This is a genomic window from Cupriavidus sp. 21MJTG02-4 (assembly GCF_057798975.1).
The window spans coordinates 224,959-245,322 of record NZ_JBYOJP010000005.1 but is presented as its reverse complement, the minus strand read 5'-3'; the positions used below and the strand labels follow the sequence as shown (position 1 = coordinate 245,322).

19 protein-coding genes and 1 other RNA gene are annotated in these 20,364 nt (G+C 63.2%); 14 read left to right on the top strand and 6 right to left on the bottom strand.

Annotated features, from left to right (window positions below):
• Window positions 1-2: 2 nt before the first annotated feature.
• The 5 genes from AC3FKH_RS12810 to ompA all read right to left on the bottom strand — a co-directional run bounded on the left by AC3FKH_RS12810 (window position 3) and on the right by ompA (window position 3,159).
• Window positions 3-404, bottom strand: coding sequence for a hypothetical protein (locus tag AC3FKH_RS12810; RefSeq protein WP_488675997.1), 402 nt, complete (start codon window positions 402-404; stop codon window positions 3-5).
• Between the two features lie 127 nt (window positions 405-531).
• Window positions 532-891: a transfer-messenger RNA gene (gene ssrA, locus AC3FKH_RS12805) on the bottom strand.
• 78 nt (window positions 892-969) lie between these two features.
• On the bottom strand, window positions 970-1,632 hold the full coding sequence (gph, locus tag AC3FKH_RS12800; protein WP_488676280.1) for a phosphoglycolate phosphatase: 663 nt from the start codon (window positions 1,630-1,632) through the stop codon (window positions 970-972).
• A complete protein-coding gene (gene ubiG / locus AC3FKH_RS12795) occupies window positions 1,632-2,381 on the bottom strand; it encodes a bifunctional 2-polyprenyl-6-hydroxyphenol methylase/3-demethylubiquinol 3-O-methyltransferase UbiG (protein WP_488675995.1) in 750 nt (249 codons plus the stop codon). The genes gph and ubiG overlap by 1 nt, the downstream gene beginning before the upstream one ends.
• A 121-nt stretch (window positions 2,382-2,502) precedes the next feature.
• Complete coding sequence (gene ompA / locus AC3FKH_RS12790; RefSeq protein ID WP_211947270.1) at window positions 2,503-3,159, bottom strand: outer membrane protein OmpA; 657 nt, start codon at window positions 3,157-3,159, stop codon at window positions 2,503-2,505.
• 437 nt (window positions 3,160-3,596) lie between these two features.
• On the opposite strand from ompA, the gene gyrA reads away from it, so the two are divergent.
• The 7 genes from gyrA to aroA all read left to right on the top strand — a co-directional run bounded on the left by gyrA (window position 3,597) and on the right by aroA (window position 12,887).
• Window positions 3,597-6,266, top strand: coding sequence for a DNA gyrase subunit A (gene gyrA / locus AC3FKH_RS12785; RefSeq protein WP_488675992.1), 2,670 nt, complete (start codon window positions 3,597-3,599; stop codon window positions 6,264-6,266).
• Between the two features lie 82 nt (window positions 6,267-6,348).
• On the top strand, window positions 6,349-6,912 hold the full coding sequence (locus AC3FKH_RS12780; RefSeq protein WP_483729994.1) for a DUF2059 domain-containing protein: 564 nt from the start codon (window positions 6,349-6,351) through the stop codon (window positions 6,910-6,912).
• A 116-nt stretch (window positions 6,913-7,028) separates the two neighbouring features.
• Window positions 7,029-8,180, top strand: coding sequence for a 3-phosphoserine/phosphohydroxythreonine transaminase (gene serC, locus AC3FKH_RS12775; RefSeq protein ID WP_483710726.1), 1,152 nt, complete (start codon window positions 7,029-7,031; stop codon window positions 8,178-8,180).
• Window positions 8,181-8,273: 93 nt separating this feature from the next.
• Complete coding sequence (gene pheA, locus AC3FKH_RS12770) at window positions 8,274-9,422, top strand: prephenate dehydratase (protein WP_488675990.1); 1,149 nt, start codon at window positions 8,274-8,276, stop codon at window positions 9,420-9,422.
• Between the two features lie 18 nt (window positions 9,423-9,440).
• A complete protein-coding gene (gene hisC, locus AC3FKH_RS12765) occupies window positions 9,441-10,571 on the top strand; it encodes a histidinol-phosphate transaminase (protein WP_488675988.1) in 1,131 nt (376 codons plus the stop codon).
• Between the two features lie 76 nt (window positions 10,572-10,647).
• The gene (locus tag AC3FKH_RS12760) at window positions 10,648-11,544 is read left to right on the top strand and encodes a prephenate dehydrogenase (protein ID WP_488675986.1); all 897 of its coding nucleotides are present in this window, start codon (window positions 10,648-10,650) and stop codon (window positions 11,542-11,544) included.
• A 38-nt stretch (window positions 11,545-11,582) separates the two neighbouring features.
• Entirely contained in the window at window positions 11,583-12,887 is a 1,305-nt protein-coding gene (gene aroA, locus AC3FKH_RS12755; RefSeq protein ID WP_488675985.1) for a 3-phosphoshikimate 1-carboxyvinyltransferase, read from the top strand.
• Here aroA and AC3FKH_RS12750 read toward each other — a convergent pair.
• Window positions 12,877-13,089, bottom strand: a complete 213-nt coding sequence (locus AC3FKH_RS12750; protein WP_483729988.1) for a DUF2061 domain-containing protein — start codon at window positions 13,087-13,089, stop codon at window positions 12,877-12,879. The genes aroA and AC3FKH_RS12750 overlap by 11 nt on opposite strands.
• A 130-nt stretch (window positions 13,090-13,219) precedes the next feature.
• On the opposite strand from AC3FKH_RS12750, the gene cmk reads away from it, so the two are divergent.
• From cmk to rfaE1, 7 genes are all read left to right on the top strand, one after another.
• Window positions 13,220-13,885: a (d)CMP kinase gene (cmk, locus tag AC3FKH_RS12745; RefSeq protein WP_488675983.1), complete on the top strand. Its 666-nt coding sequence runs from the start codon at window positions 13,220-13,222 to the stop codon at window positions 13,883-13,885.
• Between the two features lie 159 nt (window positions 13,886-14,044).
• On the top strand, window positions 14,045-15,739 hold the full coding sequence (gene rpsA, locus AC3FKH_RS12740) for a 30S ribosomal protein S1 (RefSeq protein WP_483710733.1): 1,695 nt from the start codon (window positions 14,045-14,047) through the stop codon (window positions 15,737-15,739).
• Between the two features lie 30 nt (window positions 15,740-15,769).
• Window positions 15,770-16,183 (top strand): integration host factor subunit beta, encoded by a 414-nt coding sequence (locus AC3FKH_RS12735; protein ID WP_488675981.1) that lies wholly within the window; start codon window positions 15,770-15,772, stop codon window positions 16,181-16,183.
• Window positions 16,184-16,375: 192 nt separating this feature from the next.
• Complete coding sequence (locus AC3FKH_RS12730) at window positions 16,376-16,696, top strand: lipopolysaccharide assembly protein LapA domain-containing protein (RefSeq protein WP_488675979.1); 321 nt, start codon at window positions 16,376-16,378, stop codon at window positions 16,694-16,696.
• 3 nt (window positions 16,697-16,699) lie between these two features.
• Window positions 16,700-17,926, top strand: coding sequence for a lipopolysaccharide assembly protein LapB (gene lapB / locus AC3FKH_RS12725; RefSeq protein WP_488675977.1), 1,227 nt, complete (start codon window positions 16,700-16,702; stop codon window positions 17,924-17,926).
• 36 nt (window positions 17,927-17,962) lie between these two features.
• Window positions 17,963-19,336 carry a UDP-glucose dehydrogenase family protein gene (locus AC3FKH_RS12720; protein WP_488675976.1) on the top strand — a complete coding sequence of 458 codons (1,374 nt, stop codon included), beginning with the start codon at window positions 17,963-17,965 and terminating at the stop codon, window positions 19,334-19,336.
• Between the two features lie 57 nt (window positions 19,337-19,393).
• Window positions 19,394-20,335: a D-glycero-beta-D-manno-heptose-7-phosphate kinase gene (rfaE1, locus tag AC3FKH_RS12715; RefSeq protein ID WP_488675974.1), complete on the top strand. Its 942-nt coding sequence runs from the start codon at window positions 19,394-19,396 to the stop codon at window positions 20,333-20,335.
• Window positions 20,336-20,364: the final 29 nt, after the last annotated feature.

The following is a 20,364-nucleotide window of genomic DNA, read 5'->3' as shown; positions in this document are numbered from 1 at the left end:
CGTCAGTGCAGCAGTTCCTCGCCGTCTTCGTCGTCGTACAGGTCGTCGTGCATCAGCGGGGTATCCGCGACCATGTCGAATACCGTCGAGTGGTAGTGAAGGCTGAACCAGTCGCGGAACATGGCCAGCGACAACTTTTCTGGCCACAGCGACTCGTCGAACCACTCGGCGAGCATGAATTCGAAGAAACTGCGCCAGCGTTTTTCCACCCAATGCCGGGCACTGTCGGTGGTGTCCGCGAGTTCCTCCGGCAGCAGGAAAACGCTCTGGTCTTCCCGCACGTGTTCGAGCGTCAGGTTGGGCACGGGCTCCGGGTCGACGGCCCGGATCCAGTCCAGGAACGGCTGCTCCGGAACGATCGCGACCAGCGCGCGGTTGATGGTGAAGCGGGGATAGTCGGACATGGCAACGCTACAGGGCAGACTGCAGGACGGTATTGTAGACGCCAATGCGGCGTGGGCGGACAGCTTGTCTTGTGGCCATCCGGCCAAGAAAAAACCCAGCCTGGCAAAGGCTGGGTTTCGGAAATACTGGTGGAGCCGGCGGGAATCGAACCCGCGTCCGCAAGCCCTCCACAGAGAGTTCTACATACTTAGTTCTGTCATTTGATTTAACCGTACCATCGCGGACGAACACGCTCTGTTACGGCGAGTCACTTGGTTTTCGTCCCTGCAGTCGTGACACCGACGGGGCTTATCTGACGTAAATGACCTCGCTGGTTCTTGCGAACCCTAGCCCGTCAGCGAGCCAGTGCGAGGACGGCGGCCCTTAGGCTGCCAGTGCGTAACGTTCGTCGTTAGCAGTTATTACATTCCCATTGATTAACGAGGTGACGGGTCCTCGGTATGCCCTCCACTGCTTCGCAACCCACGTCGAAACCAGGTCGGCCCCAGTGATAAGAAAACGGATTGTACCCGGTTTGGACGGATGTTGCCGCGCCGGGTTCCGCTTTTGCTTGCGAACGCCCGCTCAGGCCGGCATGAGCAGCGGAATCAACTCCGCAGGATGCCGCACCAGGTAGTCGGCGCCCCAGCTTTCCGGCGGTTCGCCTTCCCCGCAGTATCCATACGCGGCGGTGATGGTGACCATGCCGGCTGCCTTGCCGGCCTGGATATCGCGCAAGTCGTCGCCCACATAGACGCATCGCTGCGGTGCGACGCCGCTCACTTCGGCGGCGTGCAACAGTGGCGCGGGATGAGGTTTTGCGTATGGCGTCGTGTCGCCGCTGACCACGGCAGAGGCCCTCGGCGCGAGCCCGATGGCGGCCACGAGTGGAACTGTGAATCTCGCGATCTTGTTGGTGACGATGCCCCAGCGGATGCCGGCGGCCTCGAGTGCGGCCAACACCTGGGGCATGCCGTCGAACAGGCGGGTATGAACGGCAATGTCGGCTTCGTAATAATCGAGGAACAGGTCGCGCAGGGCAGGGAAGTCAGGGTCTTCGGGCCGCTTGCCGAACGCTGCGCCGAGCAGTCCGCGAGCGCCATGCGAGGCGACCGGCCGCAACTTCTCGTACGCGACAGGGGGGCGTCCCTGCTCCACTACCAGGCGATTGGCGGCAGCGGCCAGGTCGGGGGCGGTATCGGCCAGCGTGCCGTCCAGATCGAAAAATACGGCGTCAATCCTGGTCATCATTCGCCCACCCGGCGGAAGGCCATCATGTAATTCACGTCCGTATCCCGGCCCAGCGAATAGATCTGCGAGAGCGGGTTGTAAGTCATGCCGCGTACCTCGAGCAGCTCCAGTCCGGCATGGCGCGCAAAGCGAGCGAGTTCAGACGGTGTAATGAACTTTTCATAATCATGCGTGCCGCGCGGCAGCATCTGAAGAATGTACTCGGCTCCCACGATAGCCATCAGGTAGGCCTTCAGATTTCGATTGATCGTGGACACGAAGACATAACCGCCGGGACGCACCAGCGTTGTACAGGCCTGGATGATGGAGGCGGGGTCCGGCACATGTTCCAGCATCTCCATGCAAGTCACGACATCTACGCTGCCAGGTTCGCGGGCGGCGAGCGCTTCAGCGGCGATCTCCTCGTAGGTGATGGCGACGCCGGACTCCAGGCTATGCAGGTCTGCGACGCGCAGGGCTTTGCTTGACAGGTCAATGCCGCGGACCTGAGCGCCGAGCCGCGCCATGCTTTCAGACAGGATGCCCCCACCGCAGCCAATATCGACCACCTTCTTGCCGGCCAGTCCGGCGATCCCGTCGATCCAGCTCAGGCGCAACGGGTTCAGGTCGTGCAGCGGCTTGAATTCGCTATTAGGATCCCACCAGCGATGGGCCAGTTCGCTGAATTTGTCGATTTCCTTGGGATCGGCGTTCCGGCCGGCGGTATTGCCAGCCGAGGGCGGCAGGGTGTGCGTAGGCGACGTCATGGTGTGCGATGCTGGCCCGGCGCCATGTGCGCGAGCCGGCAGATAGGAGGAAGTCTGGCCAACTGTACCAAAAAAAAAGCCCAGCTTGCGCTGGGCTTTTTCTGCATCGGAAAAGGTCCGATTAACGTGCGCTGCGGGTGCCGACCACTTCGACTTCCACGCGACGGTTCGGCTGCTGGCAGGCGATCTGGGCCTTGCGAGTGCCCTTGCACGACTTTGCATCAACCTTCAGCTGACGCTTGCCCTTGCCTTCGGTGTACACGCGGTTGGCTTCAACGCCCTTGCTCACCAGGTAAGCCTTCACCGATTCAGCACGACGGATCGACAGGCGATCGTTGTACTTGTCCGAACCGAACGAGTCGGTGTGGCCAACGGCGATGATGACTTCCAGGGTAATGCCTTGCAGCTTCGAGACCAGGTCGTCCAGCTTGGCCTTGCCTTCCGGCTTCAGGACAGCCTTGTCGAAGTCGAACAGGGTGTCAGCAGCGAAAGTGACCTTCTCGCTGGAAACAACCGGAGGAGCAACCGGTGCCGGTGCCGGTGCCGGTGCTGCGGCCGGGGCCAGGGCGCCGTCGCACAGGGCATTGGCGGTAGCCGGGGTCCAGGAGCTGTCGCGCCAGCAGAGCTCGTTCGTGCCATTCTTCCACACGTACTCGCTCGTACCGTTGCCCCAGTTGTCATTCACGGCCTTCTTTTCATAGGGGACGGACTGGGCTTGAGCGGATGCAGCCATTACTGCGGTAGCTGCAACGAGCGCGAGCTTGGCAAATTTTTTCATATTTCTCCTCTCAGGATGAGATCACCGCAGGGTTACTGCGAGCAAATGGACGAAAACAAGTCATACATTCTTCGGAGTATAACATTCTCGATGTGGTGTATGCTCCACTTCGAACAACGTCTGGCTCTTCGCTGGGGAATTGTGCCACAAGGCTCGTTTCCTAAGAAGTAAATATATTCGATTCAATCAACGGGTTTTGGCCCCTGTGGTGTTTGTGCAACATGGCTCTTGAACTACCCGGAAAGCCTTGTGGCATCAGGCTTTGCGGGTTTCAACCCAAGCGCGCCGGAGGGCTGGGCAGGGGCGGCGGAGGGGGTCGGAGGCGGGTTCGCGCGCATGTTAGAATGGCACGTTGGCCAGCCGCCGGATGCCTCGCGCATAGGGGCGGAAAACACCGGCCTCCTTTCGCTTAAACCCGCCGCATAAACCACGCCGCAATGGATCCATTCGCAAAAGAAACCCTTCCGGTCTCCCTCGAAGAGGAAATGCGCCGCTCGTATCTGGATTACGCAATGAGCGTGATCGTGGGCCGGGCGCTTCCCGATGTACGAGATGGCTTGAAGCCGGTTCACAGGCGCGTGCTCTATGCGATGCATGAGCTCAACAACGACTGGAACCGGGCGTACAAGAAATCGGCCCGTATCGTCGGCGATGTGATTGGTAAGTACCACCCACACGGCGACACTGCTGTATACGACACAATCGTTCGCATGGCGCAGAATTTCTCGCTGCGCTACATGCTGGTCGATGGCCAGGGGAATTTCGGCTCGGTGGACGGGGATAACGCGGCCGCCATGCGTTATACCGAAATCCGCCTCTCGAAAATCGCCCACGAGATGCTTCACGATATCGACAAGGAAACAGTCGATTTCGATCCGAACTATGATGGTTCGGAAAAAGAGCCGGCTATTCTCCCGGCGCGAATTCCGAATCTGCTTATCAATGGTTCGTCGGGTATTGCGGTCGGCATGGCCACCAATATCCCGCCACATAACCTGAATGAAATTGTCGACGGCTGTCTTCACCTGCTGCGAAATCCGCAGGCGACGATCGACGAGCTGATTGAATTGATTCCCGCGCCCGATTTCCCGACCGCCGGCATTATCTACGGCATCCAGGGCGTGCGCGAGGGTTATCGCACCGGACGTGGCCGTGTCGTCATGCGTGCCCGTACCCACTTCGAAGACATTGACCGCGGCCAGCGCCAGGCCATCATCGTCGACGAGCTGCCGTACCAGGTGAACAAGCGCACGCTGCTCGAGCGTATCGCCGAGCTGGTCACCGACAAGAAGGTCGAGGGCATCTCGGACATCCGCGACGAGTCGGACAAGTCCGGCATGCGCGTGGTGATCGAACTCAAGCGCAATGAAGTGCCTGAGGTCGTCCTCAACAACCTATATAAGAACACCCAGCTCCAGGACACCTTCGGCATGAACATGGTGGCCCTGGTCGACCGCCAGCCGCGCCTGCTCAACCTGAAGCAGATGCTGGAGTACTTCCTGCAGCATCGCAGGGAGGTGGTGACCCGCCGCACGGTGTTCGAGCTGCGCAAGGCGCGCGAGCGCGGCCATGTGCTGGAAGGCCTGGCCGTCGCGCTGGCCAATATCGACGAGTTCATCGCCATCATCAAGGCGGCGCCGACGCCGCCGATCGCGAAGCAGGAACTGATGACGAAGTCCTGGGATTCGGGCTTGGTTCGCGAGATGCTCTCACGTGCCGAATCCAACACCCCGGGCGGTCGGGCCTCCTATCGCCCGGATGGCCTGCCAGCCGTGTTCGGCATGCAGTCCGATGGCCTGTACCGGCTTTCGGACTCGCAGGCGCAGGAAATTCTGCAAATGCGCCTGCAACGCCTCACCGGCCTGGAGCAGGACAAGATCGTCCAGGAATATCGCGAAGTGATGGCGATCATCGCCGATCTGCTCGATATCCTGGCTCGTCCGGAGCGCATCACCACCATTATCTCCGACGAACTGACCGCTATCCGCGCGGAATTCGGTGACGATCGCCGTTCGCAAATCGAGTTGAACGCGACCGAGCTGGATACCGAGGATCTGATCACCCCGCAAGACATGGTGGTCACGCTGTCCCACAGCGGCTATATGAAGAGCCAGCCGATTTCCGAGTACCGCGCCCAGAAGCGCGGTGGTCGCGGCAAGCTGGCGACGGCCACCAAGGAAGACGACTGGATCGACACGTTGTTCGTGGCCAATACCCACGACTACATCCTGTGCTTCTCAAACCGCGGCCGCCTGTACTGGCTGAAGGTCTATGAAGTGCCGCAGGGCTCACGCAATTCGCGCGGCCGGCCGATCGTCAATATGTTCCCGCTGTCGGATGGCGAGAAGATCAACGTCATTCTGCCGGTGCGCCAGTTCGACGCCGAGCATTTCATCTTCATGGCGACTGCCCGCGGCACGGTCAAGAAGACAGCGCTGACGGAGTTCTCCAACCCGCGCAAGGCCGGCATCATTGCCGTCGACCTCGATGATGGCGACTACCTTATCGGTGCCGCAGTCACGGATGGCCAGCACGACGTGATGCTGTTCTCGGATGCCGGCAAGGCCGTGCGCTTCGACGAGAACGACGTGCGTCCGATGGGTCGCCAGGCCCGTGGCGTGCGAGGCATGAATCTCGACGAAAGCCAGACGGTCATCGCCATGCTCGTGGCTCCGGCGGAGACGGCCGAGGGCGTCGATACGGCGGAGCAAACCGAGGCCAACGCGCCGGGAAGCGTGCTCACCGCCACGGAGAACGGCTACGGCAAGCGTACGCCGATCACTGAGTACACTCGACACGGGCGCGGCACCAAGGGCATGATTGCGATCCAGACGAGCGAGCGCAATGGCCGTGTGGTGGCTGCTGCACTGGTTTCGCCGGAAGACGAGATCATGCTGATCACCACCGGTGGGGTGCTGATTCGCACACGCGTGGCGGAAATCCGCGAGATGGGTCGTGCCACGCAAGGCGTTACGCTGATCAACGTCGACGAAGGCACCAAATTGTCGGGTCTTCAGCGCATTGTGGAAAGCGATGCCGATACCGGCGCCGGCTCGGAAGAGGCGGAAGAAGCCGATGGTCCCACGGACGCCGACGCCAATTCGTAAGTTGTTGCAACAATAGGACACCGGCCGGAACTCGCCTGATGGCGGGCCGGACTAAAACGGACATATTTTCCAGGGAGTCACAATGCTCAAAACCTACCGACGTATCGCTGTTCTGGCTGCTTTTGTTCCTACGTTCATGGTGGCGCAACACGCCCACGCCCAGGACGCGGACAAGACCGCAGCCATCAAGGAACTGCTTTCCGTCATGCAGGCTGACCAGGCTGTGAAGGGCCAGGCCGACAACTGGCAGCAGGGCGCCAAGCAGGAAGCTCCGCTGGTGCTGGAGCAGGTGCTGGTCGAGAACAAGACGCTGAGCGACAAGCAGAAGCAGGCCGCTGTCGAGAAGCTGAAGAAGAATGGCGCCGTGCAACGCATGGTCGATGGTGCCGGCACCGCATTCAATACCGACGGCTTCCGCAAGGATGCCATCCAGGCCCACTATGACGCCTTCGGCAAGTACTACAGCACCCAGGAAATCAAGGACCTGACCACGTTCCTGAAGTCGCCGACCGGCCAGAAGTTCATGACGAACCAGGGCAAGGCGACCCAGGAGATCTGGGGTTCGATGATGCAGAAGTACGGTCCGCAAGTCGGCAAGTCGATGCGCGACGCCGCCGAAAAGGAAATCTCGGCTGCCGCGAAGTAATCGCTGGCTGCGCAGGGCGCTGGTCCGGCGCCCGCCCCGCATCGCCCTACGGGATGCGGGTTTGAGGGATAATGGCTGCTTGGGTTACACCGGCAGCCATTTTTCTTTTCCAGTCCATGAACGATCCACAGACTCCCGCTCTCGCTGGCTTGCAGCGCGCATTGGCCGAACGTGTCTTCAACTTCTCGCCGGGCCCGGCAGCCCTGCCTGCCGAAGTGCTGCAACAGGCCGCCGAGGAAATGCTGTCATGGCATGGGACGGGCGTGTCGGTCATGGAAATGAGCCATCGCAGCAAGGAGTTCGAGGGCATTCTGGCCGAGACCCTGGCGGATCTGCGCGAACTTCTGCACATTCCCAAGAACTTCCGCATCCTGTTCCTGCAAGGCGGCGCCATTGGCGAGAACGCGATCGTGCCGCTGAACCTGATGCGCCTGCGCAATGCGGAGCAACCCAAGGCGGATTTCGTGCTGACCGGCGCGTGGTCGGTTAAGACGGAGCAAGAGACCCGGCGCTATGGCGAAGTCAATATCGCCGCATCGAGCGCGGACCGCAAGTTCACCAATATTCCCGCAGTAGCCGACTGGAAGCTGTCGGACGACGCGGCCTACGTGCACCTCTGCACCAATGAAACCATCGGTGGCGTGGAGTTCCACGAAATCCCGGATATCGGGCAGGACAAGGGCCGCGTCGTGGTCGCGGACGCCTCGAGCCATATCCTCTCGCGTCCGGTGGACTGGTCGCGCGTGCAGGTCATGTATGGCGGCGCGCAGAAGAACATTGGTCCCGCGGGCGTGACCATCGTGATCGTGCGCGAGGACCTGCTGGGCCACGCTCACCCGCTGTGCCCGTCCGCGTTCAACTGGCGCGTGGTGGCGGAGCATGACTCCATGTACAACACGCCGCCGACTTATGCGATCTACATTGCGGGCCTGGTGTTCAAGTGGCTGAAGCGCCAGGGCGGCGTGCCGGCGATCGAGCAGCGCAATATCGCCAAGGCCAAGGCGCTGTACGACTTCCTCGACCAGAGCGATTTTTATCGCAACGACATCGATCCTCACTGCCGTTCGCGCATGAACGTGCCGTTCCTCCTCGCTGACGAGACCCGCAACGAGGCGTTCCTGCAGCAGGCCCGCGCCAACGGCCTGCTGCAGCTCAAGGGCCACAAGTCCGTGGGCGGCATGCGCGCCAGCATCTACAACGCCATGCCGATCGAAGGCGTCTATGCCCTGATCGATTTCATGCGCGAATTCGAACGCGCCGCTGCCTGAAGGCGCCGCATCGGCCGGCCGCATGCCATCGGCGCGCGGCGTTGTCTTATTCTCAGGCCCTCCCGCGCGGAGCGGCCCAACGGGTTTCTGCAAATGACAAGCGAAGACAAAAACACCGCGCGCGAGGAGAAGCCGCAGAGCGGTGCTTCCCCGAGCGAGGCGGAACGCGCGCTCGGCGCTGAACTGGCCCCCCTGCGCGAGCAGATCGACACCGTGGACCGCGAACTGCTGGCCATGCTGAACCGTCGCGCGCAACTTGCGCTGGACGTCGGCGAAGTGAAGAAGAAGTACGGCGCGCCGGTGTTTCGCCCTGAACGCGAACTGCAGGTCGTGCGCAAGGTGCAGGCCGCCAATCCCGGGCCGCTGCTGGGCGAGAGCGTCGCGTCGATCTGGCGCGAGGTGATGTCGGCTTGCCGCGGGCTGGAAAAGCCGCTGGAAATTGCCTTCCTGGGCCCGGCCGGTACGTTCTCCGAGCAGGCCCTCTATGCCCACTTCGGCCATGAAGTGTCCGGCGTGCCATGCCCGAGCATCGACGAGGTATTCCGTGCGGTGGAGGCGGGGACCGTCGAGTACGGCGTGGTGCCGGTCGAGAACTCCACCGAAGGCGCGGTGTCGCGCACGTTGGACCTGTTCCTGCAGACTTCGCTGAAGATCAGCGGCGAGATCGCGCTGAAGGTGCACCACAACCTGATGGCGTCCTCGCCCGACATGAAGGGCGTCAAGGTCGTGCGCGCGCATGCGCAGGCGCTGGCGCAGTGCCAGCACTGGCTGACCGCGAACTATCCGCATCTGGAGCGCCAGGCCGTCTCGAGCAATGCCGAGGCCGCGCGCATGGCGAGCGAAGATCCGACGGTCGCGGCCATTGCCGGTGAAACGGCGGCCAACCGCTATCACCTCCATGTCATCCGCCCCCATATCCAGGACGATCCGCATAACCGCACGCGCTTTGCCGTGATCGGCCGCTACGAGACCGAGCCGTCGGGCAGCGACCAGACCTCGATGATCCTGTCGGTGCCCAACAAGGCCGGCGCGGTCTACCAGCTGCTTGCGCCGCTGGCGGAGAACGGCGTGTCGATGTGCCGGTTCGAGTCGCGTCCGGCGCGCAGTGGCGCCTGGGAGTACTACTTCTACGTCGATGTCGAAGGTCACCAGCATGAACCGGCGGTCGCACGCGCGATCGAGACGCTGCGGCGCAATGCGGCTTACCTGAAGGTGCTGGGGTCGTACCCGTCCAGCAAGTAAGCGCGGCAAGGAGACAAGATGGCAGAGCAAGGCAATCAAGGCGGCAAATTGCCGTTTGGCCCGGATTACGTCAGGGCAATCTCGCCCTACGTGGCGGGCAAGCCGATTTCCGAGGTGGCGCGCGAGTTCGGGCTGAACGAGGCCAGCATCGTCAAGCTGGCCTCGAACGAGAATCCGCTGGGCATGCCGGAATCCGCAAGGCACGCTGTGGCCGCGGCGGTGGCCGAGCTTGGGCGCTATCCCGACTCGAACGGCTTCGAGCTTAAGGCAGCGCTTTCCGCGAAGCTCGGCGTGCCGCAGGACTGGATCACGCTGGGCAATGGCAGCAACGACATCCTGGAGCTGGCCGCGCACGCGCTGGTCACGCCGGGACAGTCGGTGGTGTATGCCGAGTACTCGTTCGCGGTCTATGCGCTGGCGACCCAGGAAATCGGCGCGCGCGCGATCGTGGTGAAGGCGCGTGACTACGGCCATGATCTCGATGCCATGGCAGCGGCAATCACTGCCGATACCCGCCTGGTGTTCGTCGCCAACCCGAACAATCCGACTGGAACGTTCGCGCCTGCAGCGGCACTGGAAGCATTCCTGGCCAAGGTGCCCGCCCATGTGGCCGTGGTGCTGGACGAGGCGTACAACGAATACCTCGACGATGACCAGCAATATGACTCGGTGGCGTGGGTGCGCCGCTATCCGAACCTGCTGGTATCACGCACGTTCTCGAAGGCATATGGACTGGCTGGCCTGCGCATCGGCTATGCGGTCGCGCAGCCCGAGCTGACGGATCTGCTGAACCGCATCCGCCAGCCGTTCAACGTCAACAGCGTGGCCCAGGCTGCGGCCGTTGCGGCGCTGGGCGACACGGCGTTCCTGCAGCGCAGCGCCGAGCTGAACCGTGCCGGCAAGGCGCAACTTGTCGACGCGTTTTCGCGCCTCGGGCTTGAGTCGGTCGCTTCGTCCGGCAACTTCGTGCTGGTGCGCGTGGGCGATGACGACGACGCCGGCGCGCGTGTCAACCTGGCGTTGCTCAGGCAGGGCGTGATTGTCCGTCCTGTAGGCAACTACGGCTTGCCGCGCTGGCTGCGTGTCACGATCGGCTTGCCTGATGAGAATGCCGCATTTATCGCGGCGCTGGAGCGCGCGCTGAAGTAAGCCGCGCGACGACGATGCCTTCCTGTTTTCGCTATTTTCGAATTCGCTGTATTGCCCGCCCCCGAGGGCTGAGATTGTGAGCGCTCTGCATTTTTCCCGTGTTGTGATTGTTGGTGTCGGCCTGATTGGCGGTTCGCTCGCGCTTGCGCTCAAGCGCGCCGGTGTGGTCGGCAAGGTAGTAGGCGTGGGCCGCTCGCCCGCCTCGCTGCAGAAGGCGCTGGACCTCGGTGTCATCGACGAAGCCGCTTCGCTGGAAGACGCCGCACGCGACGCCAGCGTGATCGTGCTGTGCGCGCCGGTGGCGCAGAATTTTGCGCTGCTGCACGCGCTGGAGCCGCACCTGAAGCCGGGCACCATCGTGACCGATGCGGGCAGCACCAAGTCCGATGTGATCATGGCGGCCAAGACGGCGCTTGGTGACAAGGCGGCGCAGTTCGTCCCGGCGCATCCGATTGCGGGTCGCGAGCTGAATGGTGTGGAAGCCGCGCTCGCCGACCTCTATGTCGGCAAGAAGACCGTGGTATGCCCGCTGCAGGAAAACGCGCGCGCCGATGTCGCCGCGGTGCGCGCGATGTGGGAAAGCGCTGGTGCGGAATGCCACATCATGTCGGCGGTGCAGCACGACGCTGTCTTTGCTGCCGTCAGCCATTTGCCACACGTGCTGTCGTACGCGCTGGTCGCGCAGGTCGGCAATGCCGAGGACGCGGCGCTCAAGCTCGCGTTCGCCGGTGGCGGCTTCCGCGACTTCACGCGCATTGCCGCGTCGTCGCCGGAAATGTGGCGCGATATCTGCGTGGCCAATCGCGAGGCACTGCTGCGCGAGCTGAATACCTACCAGTCGGTGCTGACGCATCTCAGGACGCAGATCGAGAAGGGCGACGGCGCGGCGCTGGAGCGCATTTTTGCGCGCGCGAGCAAGACTCGCCTGCAATGGGGCGCGGACCGCGAGGCCGCGGCCAACATTGAACCCTGAATCGGCGCAGCCGTGATGCGCGCCCTAGTGTGAAGACCATGGAACACCTGACGATTGGCCCTCTTACCCGTGCCGCGGGCACCGTCCGTCTGCCGGGCTCGAAGAGCATTTCAAACCGCGTGCTGCTGCTGGCAGCGCTGGCCGGCGGCGAGACGCGCGTGCGCGACCTGCTCGACTCGGACGACACTCGCGTCATGCTGCAGGCGCTGAAGACGCTCGGCGTCGCGTGGCGCCAGGAAGGCAACGACTATATCGTCACCGGCTCGGGCGGCAATTTTCCCGTCAAGGCGGCGGAGCTGTTCATGGGCAATGCCGGCACCGCGATTCGTCCGCTGACCGCTGCGCTCGCGCTGCAGGGCGGCGATTACAAGCTATCTGGTGTGCCGCGCATGCACGAGCGGCCCATCGGCGATCTCGTCGACGGCCTGCGCCAGGTTGGCGCGGACATCGGCTACCTCGGCAATGACGGCTTTCCGCCCTTGCATATCCGCGCCGCGCAGATCCGAATCGACGCGCCGATCCGCGTGCGCGGCGACGTGTCGAGCCAGTTCCTGACGGCCTTGCTGATGACCTTGCCCATGGCACAGGCGGCCAGTGGCAGGATCGAGATCGAAGTGATCGGCGAGCTGATCTCCAAGCCGTATATCGAGATCACGCTGAACCTGCTCTCGCGTTTTGGCATCGAGGTCGAGCGCCAAGGCTGGGAGCGCTTTATCGTTCCCGCCGGTGCGGTCTACCGGTCGCCGGGAGAGATTTTTGTCGAGGGCGATGCGTCCTCCGCGTCCTATTTTCTTGCGGCGGGCGCAATTGGCGGCGGTCCGGTGCGGGTGGAAGGCGTGGGCATGGCGAGCATCCAGGGCGATGTGCGTTTTGCCGAGGCGCTGAACCGGATGGGCGCCAACGTCATGGCAGGCGATAACTGGATCGAGGTGCGCGGCACCGAGCGCGACGACGGGCGCTTGAATGGCATCGAGCTGGACTGCAACCATATTCCCGACGCCGCCATGACCTTGGCAGTGGCCGCGCTGTTCGCCGAAGGCACGACAACGCTCACCAATATCGCCAGCTGGCGGGTCAAGGAAACCGATCGCATCACGGCCATGGCGACCGAGTTGCGCAAGCTCGGAGCCCAGGTCGAGGAGGGTGCGGATTACCTCAAGGTGGTACCGCCCGCACAGTGGCAGACCCCGGCCGATGGCATTGGCACCTATGATGACCATCGCATGGCCATGTGTTTCTCGCTGGCCGCATTCGGCCCGCTGCCGGTCCGGATCAACGAGCCCGGCTGCGTAGCCAAGACGTTTCCGGACTATTTCGCGGTATTCGGCGGCATCACGCGCTAAGCGCCGTGGTGCCCGTTTGCGCCGGTTCGTGCCGGCGCTCCCGTCGTTCCCAGTAGCGGTCGAAGAAGTAGTGCGCCACAGTATTGATGGCCGGCTCGATAAAGGTGACCGCGCCACTGACGGCCAGGCTGCCCGTCAGCGTGTAGGTCACGCTGAAGGCGATGCCGAGGTGCATGATGCCGAACGTCAGGGTCTTGGCCATGGTAGATTGCCTCGCGCATGAAGAGGGAATAACCGGAACGAGCGGGACGCTGCGTCCTGGGTAGGATGAATCAAATGATAACGATTCTCAATTGATTTCAAATCGAAGTTTTCTGTCGGCATCATCAGCAATGACTATCGTTCACGTCATCACCATTGACGGTCCAACCGCCTCCGGCAAAGGCACTGTGGCGCACAAGGTGGCCGATGCGGTCGGCTACCACCTGCTCGACAGCGGCGCGTTGTACCGCCTGGTGGCGCTTGCCAGCGACCGCGAGGGCGTGGACATCGGTGATATCGATGCCCTTGCAAGAACCGCCTCCCGCCTCGATGTGAAGTTCGGTCCCGACCGCGTCTGGCTGTCCGGCGAGGAAGTAAGCCTGGCGATCCGTGCCGAGGCGATCGGCAACCGGGCCTCGGCCCTGGCTGTGCACCAGCCGGTACGCGACGCGCTGACCAAGCTGCAGCGCGATTTCCGCAAGCTGCCGGGGCTGGTCGCCGACGGGCGCGATATGGGCACGGTGATCTTCCCCGATGCCCAGCTCAAGGTATTCCTGACGGCAAGTGTTGAGGCGCGCGCTCGCAGGCGCTATAAACAATTGATTGATAAGGGAATTTCTGCTAATATCGAAGACCTTTTGCGTGACCTGGAGTCGCGCGACGCGCGGGATCGAAACCGTGCCGCCGCGCCGCTGCGTCCCGCCGAGGATGCGAACCTGCTCGATACCTCCGACATGACGGTGGATCAGGCAGTGGCGCAGGTGCTGGAGTGGTTCGCCGCTGTGCGCAAACACTGACTTTCGTCAGGCGTACCCAAGCGATGGACGCTACCCGCACCATGGTGCCGGCCCCCTTTGTGGGAGTGGCCGGCAGTGTTCAACTTGACCCCGCTGCACATGGCAGACTGAGCACGATCGTCGTGCCGGCCGGTGTACCGCGGATTGCTACTTACGTTTATGTCCGACCTGCAAACTAACGAATCCTTTGCCGCACTGTTCGAGGAATCGATCGCCCGCTCAAATATGAAGGCTGGCGAAGTGATTTCCGCTGAAGTCGTGCGCATCGACCACAACTTCGTGGTCGTCAACGCCGGCCTCAAGTCCGAGGCATTTGTGCCGGTGGAGGAGTTCCTGAACGACCAGGGCGAACTCGAAGTGCAGGCCGGCGACTACGTCTCCGTGGCCATCGACGCACTCGAGAACGGCTATGGCGACACCATCCTGTCCCGCGACAAGGCCAAGCGCCTGGCATCGTGGCTGAACCTCGAGAAGGCGCTGGAAGACGGCGAAATCATCTCGGGTACCGTGACCGGCAAGGTCAAGGGCGGCCTGACGGTCATGGTCAACGGCATCCGCGCGTTCCTGCCGGGCTCGCTGGTTGACGTGCGTCCGATCAAGGACACCACCCCGTACGAAGGCAAGACCCTGGAATTCAAGGTCATCAAGCTGGACCGCAAGCGCAACAACGTTGTGCTGTCGCGCCGTGCCGTGGTTGAAGCCACGCTGGGCGAAGAGCGCCAGAAGCTGATGGAAACCCTGAAGGAAGGCGCCATCGTCAACGGTATCGTCAAGAACATCACCGACTACGGTGCGTTCGTGGACCTGGGCGGTATCGACGGCCTGCTGCACATCACCGACCTGGCCTGGCGCCGTGTCCGCCACCCGAGCGAAGTGCTGTCGGTGGGTCAGGAAATCACTGCCAAGATCCTCAAGTTCGACCAAGAGAAGAACCGCGTTTCGCTGGGCGTGAAGCAGCTGGGCGAAGATCCGTGGGTGGGCATCTCGCGCCGCTACCCGCAAGGCACCCGCCTGTTCGGCAAGGTGACCAACCTGACCGACTACGGTGCGTTCGTCGAGATCGAAGCCGGCATCGAAGGCCTGGTGCACGTCTCCGAAATGGACTGGACCAACAAGAACGTGGCGCCGTCGAAGGTTGTCCAGCTGGGCGACGAAGTCGAAGTCATGGTCCTGGATATCGACGAAGACAAGCGTCGTATCAGCCTGGGCATGAAGCAGTGCAAGGCCAATCCGTGGGACGATTTCGCGCGCAACCAGAAGAAGGGCGACAAGCTGTCGGGCCAGATCAAGTCGATCACCGACTTCGGCGTGTTCATCGGCCTGCCTGGCGGCATCGACGGCCTGGTGCACCTGTCCGACCTGTCCTGGCAAGAAACCGGCGAAGAAGCCGTGCGCAAGTACAAGAAGGGCGACGAAGTGGAAGCCGTGGTTCTGGGCATCGACGTCGACAAGGAACGCATCTCGCTGGGCATCAAGCAGCTGTCGGGCGATCCGTTCAACAACTTCATCTCGGCCAACGACAAGGGCTCGCTCGTGACCGGCACCATCAAGGCTGTCGATCCGAAGGGCGCCGTGGTTCAGCTGGCTGACGACGTGGAAGGCTACCTGCGTGCATCGGAAATCTCCGCTGACCGCGTGGAAGACGCCCGCAACGTGCTGAAGGAAGGCGAGCAGATCACTGCCCTGGTTGTGAACGTCGACCGCAAGTCGCGCAACATCAACCTGTCGATCAAGGCCAAGGACAACGTCGAGCAGCAGGAAGCCATGCAGAAGTTCCAGGCCGACACCAGCACCGCTGGTACGACCAACCTGGGCGCACTGCTGAAGGCCAAGCTCGGCCAGGACAACCAGTAATCGCAGGCCCTGACGCCCGCGCGAACGCCAATGACCAAGTCGGAGCTCGTCGAAAAACTGGCTGCCCGTTTCCCGCAGTTGCTGCTGCGGGATGCGGACATCTCGGTAAAAACGATACTCGACGCGATGTCGGATGCGCTGGCCGATGGCCATCGCATCGAGATCCGCGGATTCGGCAGTTTTGGTCTGAACCGGCGTCCGCCGCGCGTTGGGCGCAATCCCAAGTCCGGCGAGCGAGTGCTGGTGCCCGAAAAACGGGTGCCGCACTTCAAGGCGGGCAAGGAGTTGCGCGAACGGGTGGACCGCAGCCTGACGCCGCCTTCGGGTGGCGCAAGCAACGGACACCTGGCCGGTTCGCCGTCCGGCAAGGGGCCCCAGGGCACCACGCCGGCCGGTTCGACGGTGCTGCATGACGGCAGCGGGCTGAATCTGGCTCGTTCCTGACCGCCTCCGAAGGCCGGCACTGTGTTGTCGTGAAAGAAAAAAGCGCTCCACCCGGGGCGCTTTTTTTGTTCAACGCATCGCGGTCGGCGTGCCGTTTCCGATTGCTGGAAGTGATTCCGCTACAATGCCGGGGTCTGCCGCACGCAGGGATGCGCCTGTGCGCTCCCGCAACGCCTCGCCTGCCACTACCGCATGAAACTCGTCGCCTGGATTATCCGCATCGTCCTGTTTGCGCTGCTGTTCGTGCTGGCGCTACGCAATACCGCGGACGCTTCGCTGCAGCTTTTCTTTGACGCCGTCTGGCGCGCCCCGCTGATCCTGATCCTGTTCGTGGCCTTTGTCCTGGGCGCCGTTGCGGCCCTGGCCGCGATTGCACCAGGCCTGATGCGCCAGCGCATGGAAGTGGCGCGCCTGCGCCGGGCGCTCGGCGATGCCGGCCGCGAGCCGACGCCGGCCGGCGCGGAACGTGACGGCAAGAGCGCTCCTTACAACGTAGTTGGCCCGAAAGTCTGATCCATGATGTTTGAAACCTGGTGGCTGCTGGCGCTCCCACTTGTCTTTGGCCTTGGATGGATGGCGGCACGCCTCGATGTGCGCCAACTCATCAGCGAGCAGGGTGCCTTGCCGCGCTCGTATTTCAAGGGCCTGAATTTCCTGCTCAACGAACAGCCGGACCAGGCCATCGATGCCTTCATCGAGGTGGCCAGGCTCGATCCCGAGACCACCGAACTCCACTTCGCGCTGGGGGCGCTGTTCCGGCGTCGCGGCGAAACCGAGCGTGCCATTCGGGTACACCAGAACCTGGCCACGCGTCCGGACCTGCCCGAACCCGAGCGCGAGCATGCGCTGTATGAGCTGGGGCAGGATTTCCTGCGCGCCGGGCTGCTCGACCGGGCCGAAGAATCCTTGCGCCGGCTGATGTCCGGCCCGTATGCGGCCTCGGCCAAGCGCGTGCTGCTCGAGCTCTACGAAGTGGAGAAGGAGTGGCAGAAGGCCATCGACGCCGCGCGCGAGCTGCAGTCGCTCGAGAAGACCGACTATCGTTTGCAGATCGCCCAGTTCTGCTGCGAAATCGCGCAGGATGCGCTGCAACGCAAGCGGCCTGAAGACGCGATCAAGTGGCTGCACCAGGCCATCCAGGAAAATCCCGCCAATGTGCGCGCGCCGATCCTGCTGGGCGACGTGGCCGCCGCGGCCGGCGACGCCCGCGCGGCGTTGGGCCACTGGCTCGGCATCGAGCGGCAGGATGCCTCGTTCCTCCCGCTGGTTGCCGAGCGCGTGGTGAAAGCCTATGCCGGGCTCGGAGAACAAGGCGCCGCGCTCGACTGGCTGCGCGGTCTGCTCAAGGGCAGCCTTGCGCCGGAGTTGCTCGATGTTGCATTCAAGACCGAGTTGGAACAAAACGGGCCTGAAGCGGCGACGCGCCTCATGCGTGAGCAACTGCGCCGCCAGCCGACACTGCTGGCGCTGACCAAGTATTTCGAAGCGCAGGCTGCCGACATGGCGCCAGCCATCGCTGTTGCCGAGGCCGGCGATGCGTTGGCGGGTGCCGATGACTCCACTGGCGAGGACAGGGCCAGGGAGACGGTGGCGATCCGTGATCTTCTGCAACTGCGTACGCGCAACCTTGCCCGCTACACCTGCCGCGAATGCGGCTTTCGCGCGCGGCTGTTCTATTGGCAGTGTCCCGGCTGCAACCGTTGGGAGACGTATGCGCCCCGCCGATCGGAAGCACTCGGCTGACCCGGCCGCCGTGCGAAACCATTTCATGTACATGCTATGAAAGTCACCATTATTGGCAGTGGCTATGTTGGCCTTGTCACCGGCGCGTGCCTGGCCGAACTCGGCAACGATGTGTTCTGCCTCGACGTCGATGAAAAGAAGATCGCCATGCTCAACGCCGGCGGCGTGCCGATCTACGAGCCGGGCCTGCAGGAAATCATCCAGCGCAACCGCGCGGCGGGACGGCTGACGTTCTCGACCGACGTGGCCGCCAGCGTCGATCACGCGGATGTGCAGTTCATCGCCGTAGGCACGCCGCCTGATGAAGACGGCTCAGCCGATCTCAAGTATGTGCTCGCCGCGGCACGCAATATCGGCCGCCATATGACCGGGTTCAAGGTCGTGGTGGACAAGTCCACCGTGCCGGTGGGCACGGGCGACCGCGTTGCGGCAGTCATTCGGGAGGAACTCGCCGCGCGCGGCCTGGAGGATCTCCAGTATTCCGTGGTGTCGAACCCAGAGTTCCTCAAGGAAGGCGCCGCGGTGGAAGACTTCATGCGGCCGGACCGCATCGTGCTGGGCTGTGGCGCCGACGCCGCCGGCCGCCATGCCCAGGCCACCATGCGCCAGCTCTATGCGCCGTTCAACCGCAACCACGAACGCACCTTCTATATGGACGTGCGCTCGGCCGAGTTCACCAAGTACGCGGCCAATTCGATGCTGGCCACGCGGATCTCGTTCATGAATGAACTGGCCAACCTGGCCGACGAAGTCGGGGCCGATATCGAACTGGTGCGCATGGGCATCGGCTCGGACCCGCGCATCGGCTACAGTTTCCTGTATGCGGGTGCCGGCTATGGCGGCTCCTGTTTCCCAAAGGACGTGCAGGCACTGATGCGCACGGCGGCGGACCACGGCAAGCCGATGCGCGTGCTGGAGGCCGTCGAGGCCGTCAACGGCGCGCAGAAGCAGGTGCTGGGCGACAAAGTGGTGCGCCACTTTGGCGAGGACCTCGGCGGGCGCACCTTCGCGCTCTGGGGGCTGGCCTTCAAGCCCAATACCGACGACATGCGCGAAGCGCCATCGCGCGTGCTCGCACGGGAACTGGTGTCGCGCGGCGCCACGCTGCGTACGCATGACCCGGTGTCGATGGACGAGGCCCGGCGCGCGCTGGAGTCGGATCTCGCGGATATCCCGGGCGGTATCGACAAGATCAGCTTCCATACCGGCCAGATGGAGACGCTCGATGGTGCCGACGCGCTGGTGATCGTGACGGAGTGGAAGGTGTTCCGCAGCCCGGATTTCGAGCAGATCAAGCGGCGCCTGAAGACGCCGGTGATCTTCGATGGCCGCAACCTGTACGAGCCGGAGGCCATGGCGCAGGCCGGCATCGAGTACCACGCGATCGGGCGTTCGGCCGCGAAGCGCTGAACGTATCGGCAGGCGACCGTGTCCGAGTAGGATCGGTATGCCGGAGGAACCAAGGGTATGAATCAAATTTCGCAGGATCAGATCCGCCAGGCGCGCATCCTGGTGGTCGGCGACATGATGCTGGACCGCTACTGGTTCGGCGACGTCGAGCGTATTTCGCCGGAGGCGCCTGTCCCGGTCGTCCAGATCAAGCGCAGCGATGAACGCCTGGGCGGCGCCGCCAACGTGGCCCGCAACTCGGCCGCGCTGGGTGCGCAGGTCGGCATGCTCGGCGTCGTGGGCGACGACGAGCCCGGCCGGACCATCGAATCGTTGCTGGCAGCCTGCAAGGTGCAGCCGTACCTGCACCGCGACGCCAGCGTCAACACGACGATCAAGCTGCGCGTGCTGGCGCACCAGCAGCAGCTGCTGCGCGTGGATTTCGAGAATCCGCCGGCACATGAAGTCCTGCTGTCCGTGCTGGACGGTTTCCAGGAGCTCGTGAAGCAGTACGAGGTGCTGCTCCTGTCGGACTATGGCAAGGGTGGCCTGACGCACGTCGGCCGCATGGTCGAGGCCGGTCGCGCGGCAGGCCGGATGGTCCTGGTCGATCCCAAGGGCGATGATTACTCGCGCTATCGCGGTGCCACGCTGATCACGCCCAACCGTGCGGAGATCCGCCGGGTTGTTGGGGCCTGGAAAAGCGAACAGGACCTCACCGCGCGCGCGCAGAACCTGCGTCGCGACCTGCAGCTCGAAGCGTTGCTGCTGACCCGGTCGGAAGAGGGCATGACCCTGTACACCGAGGCGGAGGTGCTGCATGTCTCGGCACAGGCGCGTGAAGTCTATGATGTATCTGGTGCCGGTGATACCGTGATCGCCACGCTGGCGACCATGCTCGCCGCCGGCGTGCCGCTGAAGCAGGCGGTGCAGTTCGCCAACCGTGCGGGCGGCATCGTCGTCGGCAAGCTCGGTACGGCCGTCGTCAGCTATCCGGAGCTGTTCGGCTCGGCGGGCTGAACGCCAGGCTTGCGGCGCCCCTGTTGAAC